Below are 9,541 nucleotides of genomic sequence, written 5' to 3'. Positions count from 1 at the left end.
ACCCTGCGCGCGCCGCACCAGGCCGCGCGCGGCGAGCGCCTCGAGCGCCTGGCGCGCCGGGCCGCGGCTCGTGCCGAGCGTCGCGGCGATGCGGCTTTCGAGAAGCGGCGTTCCGGGCGGCAGCGAACCATCGGCGATCCGGGCTGCGACGAGCTCCTCTGTGCGTGCGTTGAGCCGCGGCTCGGCACCGAGCCTGCGTGCGGCGTGGTCATGGCGTGGCGGGCGGGAGGTCATCGCAGCGTCGGTCCGATCCTTGTGCCGGTTGTGGGGCCGGGGGTGCTTGTGGCAAGTGTACACAAATGACATTCTCCGGTCCGCACGGATCGGATGGCAAGGCGGCGCACGCCGTGGTCATGGCAGGGGGCTTGGCGGTCGGACATGGGTGGGCGGGTTGCCGGGAAACGGGCGTTCGTCACCGGTGCTGGGCAGGGCATGGGCCGTGCGGTGGCCATCGCCCTTGCCGAGGACGGCGCGCGCGTTGTCGCAGCGAGCCGCACCGGCGCCAAGCTCGCCGCGCTCGTGCCCTTCGGCATCGAGACGGCTCCCCTCGACGTGACGGATGGTGCGGCCGTGGCGCGCGAGATCGCCGCTGCCGGCCCGTTCGACATCCTCGTCAACTGCGCCGGCTGGGTGCATGCCGGCGGCCTCCTCGAGACGACCGACGAGGATTGGCGCGCGAGCCTCGAGCAGAACGTCACCTCGATGTTCTTCACCATCCGCGCCGCCCTTCCCGCGATGCTCGAGCGCCGCGCGGGCGCGATCGTCAACGTCGCCTCCGTCGCCTCGTCGATCACGGGCGTTGCCGGCCGCGCGGCCTATGGCGCGAGCAAGGCTGCGGTGATCGGGCTGACGAAGGCCGTCGCGCGCGAAGGCATCGCGCACGGCGTGCGCTGCAATGCGCTCGCGCCGGGCACCACCCATTCCCCCTCGCTGGTCGAGCGCGCAGAGGCGACGGGGGACCGCGAGGCGGCGATGGCCGCCTTCACCGCGCGCCAGCCGATGGGTCGCCTCGGCACGGTCGAGGCGATGGCCGCCTCCGTTCTCTACCTCGCCTCGGACGAAGGCGCCTTCATGACCGGGCAGATCCTGGTCGTGGACGGAGGCCAGACGCTCTAGACGTGCGTTGACGTAACGAACCGTGTTCACAACAAAAGCGGGAGGAAAGCAACCCATGATCGCATCGCTCATCCGGCTCGGCGCCGTCGCCGCGGCCATCGCCGTCGCCGCCGCGCCAGTCTCCGCGCCGGCTTCCGCGCAGGAGCGGTTCACGCTCCGCTTCAACCACGTGCTCGGCCCGACCGAGCCGTATCACGAAGGCTTCCAGGCCTGGGCGCGCCGGGTGCAGGAGCGCACCAATGGCGGGCTCACCATGAGGGTGTTCCATTCGGCGCAGCTCGGCGTCGAGGAGGACATCATCGAGCAGATGCGCCAGGGCGCGAATATCGGCCAGAACACCGATGCCGCGCGCCTCGGCACCTACGTCAAGGGCATGGCCGTGCTGAACGGCCCCTACTTCGCGAACACGATCGAGGAGGTCGCCAGGCTCGCCGACGCGCCGACGATCAAGCGCTGGCAGGACGAGCTCGCCGCGCAGCATGGGCTGCAGGTCCTCTGCTTCGACTGGGTGCAGGGCCACCGGCACTTCTACACCAACCGCCCGGTGCGCAAGCCGGAGGACCTCGCCGGCCAGCGAATCCGCACGCCACCGGCGCCGATCTGGCAGGAGAGCGTGCGTGCCCTCGGCGCGGCACCCGTGGCGATGGCCTTCGGCGAGATGTATCCGGCGCTGCAGCAGCGGGCGATCGACGGCGTCGAGCTCGTCTGGAACAACATCCCCGGCGGGCGGTTCAACGAGGTGCTCCGCTACGCGTCCGAAACGGGCCACATCCTGCTCATCAACTTCCAGGTCGTCGGTTCGCGCTTCTTCCAGTCCCTGCCGGCGGAGTACCGCACGGCGCTGATCGAGGAATGCCGCGCGGCCGGGCAGGCGACGTCCCGCGTCATCGCCGAGCGCGAGCAGCAGGTACGGCAGCAGATGATCGGGCGTGGCATGCATATCGTCGACAATGTCGACATGGAGGCGTTCCGCCGTGCCGGGGCCAAGGCCTACGAGGTGCTCGGCATCGCCGCGGAGCGTGACGCTGTGCTGCGCGAGGTGGGCCGCTAGAGAAGGGCTGGGCGGACGCAGGACAGGCGGCGATGGCGGCCTTCTACCGCATCCTCTGCCGGGCAGAGGCCGTCATCGCCGGTGCCTTCCTGCTGGCGATGGTGGTGCTGATCTTCACGGGCGGCGTGGCGCGCATGCTGGCCATGCCGCTTAACTGGACGACCGACATCGCCACCTGCCTCTTTGCCTGGGCCTGCTTCCTGTGCGCCGACATCGCCTGGCGCAACAACGGGCTGATGGCGATCGAGCTCGTCACCGCACGGCTTCCTGCGGCGGCCTCGGCGATGCTCGCGCGGGTGAACCTGCTTCTGATCGCCGCGTTCCTCGTCTACGCCATCATCGCCGGAGCGGAGCTCGCCTGGGTCAGCCGCGCGCGCACTTTCCAGGGCATCCCGGGCGTGTCCTACTCCTGGGTCACGGCCTCGATGCCGGCCGGCGCGGCGCTGCTCCTGATCACCACGCTGCTCAAGCTGCGCGATACGTTCCGCGCCCCGCGCGCGGCATGATCCTCGTCGCGACTGCCTTCCTCGTCCTGATGCTGATGGGCATGCCCGTCGCCTTCGCGATCGCCATCTCGGGCATGCTGTTCTTCCTGCAGAACCCCGATCTGCCGATCACCATCCCCGTGCAGATCACGGTGTCGCAGACGCAGAACTTCGCGCTTCTGGCCGTGCCGCTCTTCATCATTGCGGGCAACTTCCTCAACCACGCGGGAATCACGCGGCGGCTCCTCGCGCTTGCGTCCGTGCTGACGGGCCGGCTGCGCGGCGGGTTGGCGCAGGTCTCGCTCACCCTCTCCGCGCTGATGGGTGGGGTGTCGGGCTCGGCGATCGCCGATGCGGCGATGCAGGCGCGCATGCTCGGCCACGAGATGATCAAGCGTGGCATGTCGCGCGGCTTCACCGCCGGCATCCTCTCCTTCGGCTCGATCCTGACGCCGATCATTCCGCCCGGCATCGGCATGATCCTCTACGGCTCGATCGGCCAGGTCTCGATCGGGCGGATGTTCGCGGCGGGTTTCGTGCCCGCGGCCCTTCTGTGGATCGCGCTTGGCCTCGCCGTCGCCGTCACGGCGCGCCGCCGCGGCTACCCGCCAGAGCGTACCCAGCGGCCGGGCGCGGGCGAGGTGGTGCGTGCCTTCCGCGGCGGCATCTGGGCGCTTCTCTTTCCGATCTTCCTGCTCGTCGGGCTCCGCATGGGCGTGTTCACCCCATCGGAGATCGGCGCCTTCGCTGTCGTCTACGCCGTGTTCATCGGCCTCGTCGTGCATGGCGAGCTCGGCCGCAAGCCGTTCCTCGCCGCGCTCGAGGGAAGCCTCTCCGACATCGGCTCGGTGATGTTCCTGATCGCCGTCTCGGCGATCTTCACCTACGGCGTGGTGTACGACCAGGTGCCCGACACGGTCTCGCAGGTGCTGATGGGGGTGACGGAGAACGCCACCGCGGCGATGACGCTGATCGCCCTGTTCGTCCTTGCCTGCGGCTTCTTCATCGATGCGACCGTGCTGATCATCATGCTGACGCCGATCTTCCTGCCGCTGATGCGCCAGCTCGGCGCCGATCCGATCCATTTCGGCATCGTCTTCATCGTCGCCGCCACGATCGGCAACTTCACCCCACCTGTCGGCGCGGCGATGTATGCGGTGTGCTCGATCCTGCGCGTGCCGCTCGGCGAGTACACCCGGGAATCGGTGCCGCTGTTCCTCGCGGTCGGCGCGGTGACGCTCGGCCTCGTGCTGATCCCCGAGGCGGTGCTGTTCCTGCCCAACCTGATCTTCGGGCGGTTCTGAGGTCTGGCCGTCACGAAAGCTTCACTGTCCTGAAACGGTCGAGCCGGCCGAGGCTTTCCAATGGAGAGGCATATTGGTGCCATCTCCGAAGCTGGAGTTTCTCCCCATGCATCGTCGCACCCTCGTCACCGCGCTCGCCGGCGGCACCGTCGCGCTGTCCGTCACCGTTCCGGCCCTGGCGCAGCCGGCGCCCGAGATCCTCGCCCGATTCCCCAACGGTACGTTTCTCGAGAACCTCGTCGTCGCGTCGGACGGACGCGTGATCTTCACGAACTACTTCGCGCGCACGCTCGAAGCCTGGTCGCCCGCGGCGGGACATGCGCGCTTCGCGGAGGTGCCGCAGCATCCCGTGAGCCTCACCGCGCTCGTGGGCGGGCGGCATGCGCTCGTCGTGCACGGCGTTGCGTTCAACCGCGGGCCGGAGGCGATGCGCGGCGAAGCGGCCGTGCTGATCGTCGAGGCGGATGGCCGCGTCGCGCGCCGCATCGCGCTGGCGGAGGCGATCTTTCCGAATGGCGCGCTCCTGCTCGCGCCGCAGAGGCTTCTCGTTGCCGACAGCGCGCTCGGCCTGGTCTGGGCCGTCGATCTCGGCACGGGCGAGGCGTCACGTTGGCTCGCCGATCCGATGCTCGCCCCGGTGCAGGGCCAACCCTATCCTGGCGTGAATGGGATCAAGCGCTCCGGCAATGCGCTTCTTCTCTCCAACTCCGCGCAGCGACTGCTTCTGCGCCAGGTCCTGTCCAGCGAGCGGCCCGAGGGCACGCCGGCACTTCTGGCGCGCATGGGCTCGGGCGTCGACGATTTCGACATCGCGCCGGGCGGCACGGTGTTCGCGGCGACCCATGCGGTGGGCATCGCAAGGCTCCTGCCGGGCGCATCGGAACCGGGCGTGATCCCTGCACCCGGCGTGGAGGGGAACACGGCGGTCGCCCTCACGCCTGACGGGCGCGGCCTCTATGCACTCGGCACGGGCGGGCTGTTCTCCGGTGGCAAGGGTGAGGCGGTGCTCGCGCGCATCGCGCTGCCGGCGTGAACGGGCGCGGTGGGCACCTGAGGCGGCGCGCCCGCCCTCGCCCAGACTGAGGATGGGGGCGGCGCTGACCGTGCGTGCTGCGAGCCGATCGGCGAGGTTCAAACCAGTCGTAAGGATCACGACGGCGGAGAAGACTACACCGACCGATACGTGTGCATCCGCTGCCATGTGCAGATACCCGCCACTGGCGTTGAGGTCATGCATGCCGTGACCGCGGAACAGCAGGGCAGTGGCCAGGCGATCAGCAGCCCCGCGACGTCGGTGAGATTATGCGCGGCGTCGGCGAGCAGCGCTCAGCCGCTGATCCAGCGCGCCAGGTCGTCCGGCTTCGGCAGCCCGCCCGCATGCACGACCTTGCCGTCGATCACGATGCCCGGCGTCGATGCGATGCCGTAGCCGGCGATCGCTGCATAGTCCGTCACCTTCTCGACGGTGACGTCCACCCCGGCCTTGGCAGCCGCGTCCTTGACCATCGTGACGGCCCTGTCGCAACGCGCGCATCCGGGGCCAAGCACCTTCACGTCCTTCATCATGCCTCTCCTCACGCGAACAGGATGTTGAACAGGAAGCCCACGGCGAGGATCCCCGTGCCGACGACGCCGACGAACACCGCGATCAGCTTCAGCGAGAGCACCTTCCGCAGGATGATCATCTCCGGCAGCGACAGGGCGATCACGCTCATCATGAAGGCGAGAACGGTGCCGAGCGCCGCGCCCTTGCCGAGCAGGGCTTCCACGACCGGGATGATGCCTGCCGCGTTCGAGTACATCGGGATGCCGATCACGACGGCCGCCGGAACGGACCACCAGGCCTCCCTGCCCATGATCGAGGCCAGAAGCTCCTCCGGTGCGTAGCCGTGGATCATGGCGCCTGCGGCAATGCCGGCGATGATCCAGTACCAGACACGGCCGACGATCTCGCGAACCGCCTCGAGCCCGGCGCGAATGCGATCGGGCCAGGTCTGGGTCCGATCTGGCAGCGTGGCCACGCCGGCATGGATCGTGAGCACCCATGGTTCGAGCCAGGCTTCGAGCTTGAGGCGCCCGATCACCCAGCCTGCCATGATCGCGATGCCGAGCCCGAAGCCGAGATAGGTGAGCGCGACCTTCCAGCCGAGAAGCGCGAAGAGAAGCCCAAGCGCGATCTCGTTGACCATGGGGGCGGCGATCAGGAAGGAGAAGGTGACGCCGAGCGGCACGCCTGCCGACACGAAGCCGATGAAGAGCGGCACCGCCGAGCAGGAGCAGAACGGGGTGACGATGCCGAGGCATGCCGCCATGACATTGCCGACACCCTCACGGCGGCCGGCGAGAAGTGCGCGCGTGCGCTCAGGCGAGAAGAAGGTTCGAACCACCCCCATCGCGAACACGACAAGGGTCAGCAGCAGCAGGACCTTCGGTACGTCATAGAAGAAGAACGCGATCGCTTCGCCGAGACGGCTTTCGCGCGCCAGCGGCAGGAGCGAGACGAGCCATTGCGAGAACGGCACGAGCTGGCTGTAGAGCGCTGCCCAGATCGCCAGCCCTGCGGCGGCCGCAGCGAGCCAGGGGGCGGGCGAGGGATGGCCGATCGCCTTGACGTCGGTCGTCATGCCGGGAGCCTGGACAAGGACAAGACGGACAGCGCTCTCCGGGCGAGAAGGAGAGGAGCTGTCGGCATGCAGCGACCGAAGAGGCGGACGCACCTGCGCATGGCAGGTCTCTACGCCCCGATGCGCGCGAACGCCTTGCGACAGGTCAAGAACTGCGGCGAATGCTGCCGCTCAGGCCGGGCGCGCACCGTCGGCGAGGCGGAAGATGCTGTCGCGGCCGAGCGAGGCGGGCTCGTCGATGCCGAGGAGCGCGAGGTCGCGGTCGAGCTCGCCCTTCATCAGGTTGATCGCGTGGCCCGCGCCATCGGCGCCGCCGACCGCTGCGGCGTAGAGGAGCGGGCGGCCGACGAACACGAAGCGCGCACCGAGTGCCATCGCCTTCAGCACGTCCGTCCCCCGCCGGATGCCTCCGTCGAACAGCACCGGCATGTCGCCCGACGCCGCCACCACGGCCTCGAGAACGCGAAGAGGCGACACCGAGCCGTCGAGCTGCCGCCCGCCATGGTTCGAGACGATCACGCCATCGGCGCCATGCTCGCGCGCGAGGCGGGCGTCGTCAGGGTGCAGGATGCCCTTCACCAGAAGCCGCCCCTTCCAGCGGCGGCGGATCAGTGCGAGATGCTCCCAGTTGAGATGATCGCGCGCGGTGAAGTCACGCAGCACGTTCCGGGCGAGGATGGGCACGCCACGCTCTGCGAAGCTGTTCTCGAAATGCGGCATGCCGTGGCGCGCGAGCGTGCGGAACCACGTGCCGAGCAGCCAGCGCGGCTTGATCGCCCCGTCCCAGGCAAGTCGGAGCGAGGGACGGAGAGGCGTGGAGAACCCGTTGCGCACGTTGTTCTCGCGCGAGGGCAGCACGGCGGTATCGACCGTCACCATGAACGTGCCGAAACCGGCGGCGGCCACGCGGTCGACGAGCTTCTCGACGCGCTCTGCGGCACCGGGGAGATAGGCCTGGAACCAGGCCTCCGGGTTGGCCGCGATCACCTCCTCGAGGCGGATCAGCGAGGAGCCCGAGAGGATGTAGGGGATGTCCGCCTTCCGTGCGGCTTCGGCCAGCACGACGTCGCCGCGATAGGCGACGAGCGCGGCCATGCCCATCGGCGCGATGCCGAAGGGCGCGCTCCAGCGCCGGCCGAACAGCTCGACCGAGGGGTCGCGCTTCGACACGTCGCGCAGGATGCGGGGAACGAAGCCCCATTCCTTGAAGGCACGCTCGTTGTCGTCGAGCGAGGCGTTGCGCTCGGCGGCACCCGCGACATAGCCGAAGATCGGCCGCGGCAGGTGCGCCCTGGCCATCGCCTCGAAATCGTCGAGGCAGAGGGCGCGCGTCAGGCGGCGCGGCAGGTTCGTTGCGGTCGGCTTGGCTCCGGCGTGGGCCGGCAGGGCTCCGTGCATGGATGGCGCTCGATTGTCCCGGTCGGATCGTCGGCGATGCTTGTCGGCTCCGGCGGCGCTCGGCGCAAGGGGGCGCGGGCGTGACCCTGCTTCCCCCTGGGCCGTTGCCCGATGAGGCAGCCGCGCTGCCGGTCGCCGATGCCCTGCCTGCCCTGCTCGCCACGCTCGAGGCCGGGCAGAACGCCGTGCTCGTCGCCCCGCCAGGCGCGGGCAAGACCACTGTGGTTCCGCTCGCGCTTCTCGGCGCGCCATGGCGTGCGGAAGGGCGCATCGTGATGCTTGAGCCGCGCCGCCTCGCCACCCGTGCCGCTGCGCGAAGAATGGCTGCCCTGCTCGGCGAGGAGGTGGGCGGCACGGTCGGCTTCCGCACGCGCCTCGAGAGTGCGGTCTCGCGCGCCACCCGCATCGAGGTGGTGACGGAGGGGCTGCTCGTCCGCCGCCTCCAATCCGACCCCGGGCTCGAGGGCGTGGCGGCCGTGCTGTTCGACGAGGTGCACGAGAGGAGCCTCGACGGTGATGTCGCGCTCGCCCTCTGCCGGGACCTTCAGGCAGGCCTGCGGCCCGAGCTCCGCCTCGTCGCGATGAGCGCGACGCTCGACGGCGCGGCCTTCTCGCGCCTGCTCGGCGACGCACCCGTCATCGAGAGCGCGGGGCGGATGTTCCCGGTGCGGATCGAGCATGCCCTGGTCGATCTCGCCCATCCGCGCGAGCTTGCCGAGGCGGCCGCGAGGGCCGCGCGGCGGGCGCTCGCGCAGTCCGAGCGCGACGTGCTCGTGTTCCTTCCCGGCATGGCCGAGATCCGCCGTGCCGAGGCGGCGCTCGAAGGCGTGGCCGCCGTCGTGCGCGTTCTGCACGGCGAGACCGACCCCGCGGCGCAGGACCTGGCGCTGCGGCCCGACGCGGCGGGGCGGCGGAAGATCATCCTCTCGACCTCCATCGCCGAAACCTCTCTCACCGTCGAGGGCGTGGATGCGGTGGTCGATGGCGGGTATCGCCGCAGCCCCCGCTTCGATGCCGGAACGGGGCTGACGTCGCTTGGCACGCGCCGGATCAGCCGAGCGGCGGCCGAGCAGCGTGCCGGCCGCGCCGGGCGCCTTCGCCCCGGCATCGCGCTCCGGCTCTGGACGGAAGCCGCGCATCGCGGCCTCGCGGCGCAGGAGACGCCGGAGATCCTGGAGGCCGATCTCGCGCCGCTGGCGCTCGACCTCGCCGCCTGGGGTGCCGACCCCGCGACGCTTCCCTTCCTCGACCCGCCTCCCGCCGGCGCTCTTGCCGCAGCCCGCGCGCTGCTTGCCGAGCTCGGCGCGCTCGACGGCGCGGGGGCGATCACCCAGCACGGGAGGGCGATGGCGCGACTGTCCGCGCATCCCCGCCTCGCCTCGATGATGGCGCGGGCGGGCGGGGACGCAGCGCTTGCGGCAGACCTCGCCGCGCTCCTCGAGGAGCGTGACCCGCTTCGCGCAGAGGCGCGCGAGCCGCCTGCCGACATCCGGCTCCGTCTCGGCCGGCTCGGCGGGGCGGCGGCGCGGGCCGCCGCACAGCACCGGCGCAGGCTCGGCCTCG

Annotated in this window: 10 protein-coding genes; 6 read left to right on the top strand and 4 right to left on the bottom strand. The window is 70.3% G+C overall.

Translation table 11 applies throughout. The annotated features are described in order from the left end of the window. On the bottom strand, positions 1–234 hold a 234-nt coding region (locus tag FIF60_RS20980), incomplete at its 3' end, for a GntR family transcriptional regulator (RefSeq protein ID WP_144300241.1). Between the two features lie 144 nt (positions 235–378). Between FIF60_RS20980 and FIF60_RS20975 the strand changes: the two genes are divergently transcribed. The 5 genes from FIF60_RS20975 (at position 379) to FIF60_RS20955 (ending at position 4,989) form a co-directional block, all read left to right on the top strand. Further along, positions 379–1,116, top strand: coding sequence for an SDR family oxidoreductase (locus tag FIF60_RS20975; RefSeq protein ID WP_144300240.1), 738 nt, complete (start codon positions 379–381; stop codon positions 1,114–1,116). 55 nt (positions 1,117–1,171) lie between these two features. Then, positions 1,172–2,167, top strand: a complete 996-nt coding sequence (locus FIF60_RS20970; protein WP_144300239.1) for a C4-dicarboxylate TRAP transporter substrate-binding protein — start codon at positions 1,172–1,174, stop codon at positions 2,165–2,167. A gap of 32 nt (positions 2,168–2,199) precedes the next feature. Then, positions 2,200–2,673, top strand: coding sequence for a TRAP transporter small permease (locus FIF60_RS20965; RefSeq protein WP_144300238.1), 474 nt, complete (start codon positions 2,200–2,202; stop codon positions 2,671–2,673). After that, on the top strand, positions 2,670–3,956 hold the full coding sequence (locus tag FIF60_RS20960; RefSeq protein WP_144300237.1) for a TRAP transporter large permease: 1,287 nt from the start codon (positions 2,670–2,672) through the stop codon (positions 3,954–3,956). The genes FIF60_RS20965 and FIF60_RS20960 overlap by 4 nt, the downstream gene beginning before the upstream one ends. A gap of 106 nt (positions 3,957–4,062) precedes the next feature. Next, positions 4,063–4,989 (top strand): SMP-30/gluconolactonase/LRE family protein, encoded by a 927-nt coding sequence (locus FIF60_RS20955; RefSeq protein WP_144300236.1) that lies wholly within the window; start codon positions 4,063–4,065, stop codon positions 4,987–4,989. A gap of 293 nt (positions 4,990–5,282) precedes the next feature. Here the strand turns inward: FIF60_RS20955 and FIF60_RS20945 are convergent, their stop codons facing one another. From FIF60_RS20945 to FIF60_RS20935, 3 genes are all read right to left on the bottom strand, one after another. Further along, positions 5,283–5,519, bottom strand: coding sequence for a thioredoxin family protein (locus tag FIF60_RS20945; RefSeq protein ID WP_144300235.1), 237 nt, complete (start codon positions 5,517–5,519; stop codon positions 5,283–5,285). A gap of 11 nt (positions 5,520–5,530) precedes the next feature. Beyond that, positions 5,531–6,580 carry a permease gene (locus FIF60_RS20940; RefSeq protein WP_144300234.1) on the bottom strand — a complete coding sequence of 350 codons (1,050 nt, stop codon included), beginning with the start codon at positions 6,578–6,580 and terminating at the stop codon, positions 5,531–5,533. A gap of 171 nt (positions 6,581–6,751) precedes the next feature. Beyond that, complete coding sequence (locus FIF60_RS20935; RefSeq protein ID WP_144300233.1) at positions 6,752–7,978, bottom strand: alpha-hydroxy acid oxidase; 1,227 nt, start codon at positions 7,976–7,978, stop codon at positions 6,752–6,754. An 80-nt stretch (positions 7,979–8,058) separates the two neighbouring features. Here FIF60_RS20935 and hrpB point away from each other — a divergent pair. After that, positions 8,059–9,541 (top strand): ATP-dependent helicase HrpB (gene hrpB / locus FIF60_RS20930; protein ID WP_239451746.1); only part of this gene is annotated, 1,483 nt, incomplete at its 3' end.

Source organism: Elioraea rosea (assembly GCF_007644105.1).
In the GTDB taxonomy this organism is placed as follows: domain Bacteria; phylum Pseudomonadota; class Alphaproteobacteria; order Acetobacterales; family Acetobacteraceae; genus Elioraea_A; species Elioraea_A rosea.
Note: the sequence above shows the minus strand (reverse complement) of the source record. Positions and strands in the feature narration are given on the sequence as shown.

Coding starts and splice junctions, on each gene's coding strand:
- FIF60_RS20975 (WP_144300240.1), top strand. CDS start 379: ATGGGTGGGCGGGTTGCCGGGAAACGGGCGTTCGTCACCGGTGCTGGG.
- FIF60_RS20970 (WP_144300239.1), top strand. CDS start 1,172: ATGATCGCATCGCTCATCCGGCTCGGCGCCGTCGCCGCGGCCATCGCC.
- FIF60_RS20965 (WP_144300238.1), top strand. CDS start 2,200: ATGGCGGCCTTCTACCGCATCCTCTGCCGGGCAGAGGCCGTCATCGCC.
- FIF60_RS20960 (WP_144300237.1), top strand. CDS start 2,670: ATGATCCTCGTCGCGACTGCCTTCCTCGTCCTGATGCTGATGGGCATG.
- FIF60_RS20955 (WP_144300236.1), top strand. CDS start 4,063: ATGCATCGTCGCACCCTCGTCACCGCGCTCGCCGGCGGCACCGTCGCG.
- FIF60_RS20945 (WP_144300235.1), bottom strand. CDS start 5,519: ATGAAGGACGTGAAGGTGCTTGGCCCCGGATGCGCGCGTTGCGACAGG.
- FIF60_RS20940 (WP_144300234.1), bottom strand. CDS start 6,580: ATGACGACCGACGTCAAGGCGATCGGCCATCCCTCGCCCGCCCCCTGG.
- FIF60_RS20935 (WP_144300233.1), bottom strand. CDS start 7,978: ATGCACGGAGCCCTGCCGGCCCACGCCGGAGCCAAGCCGACCGCAACG.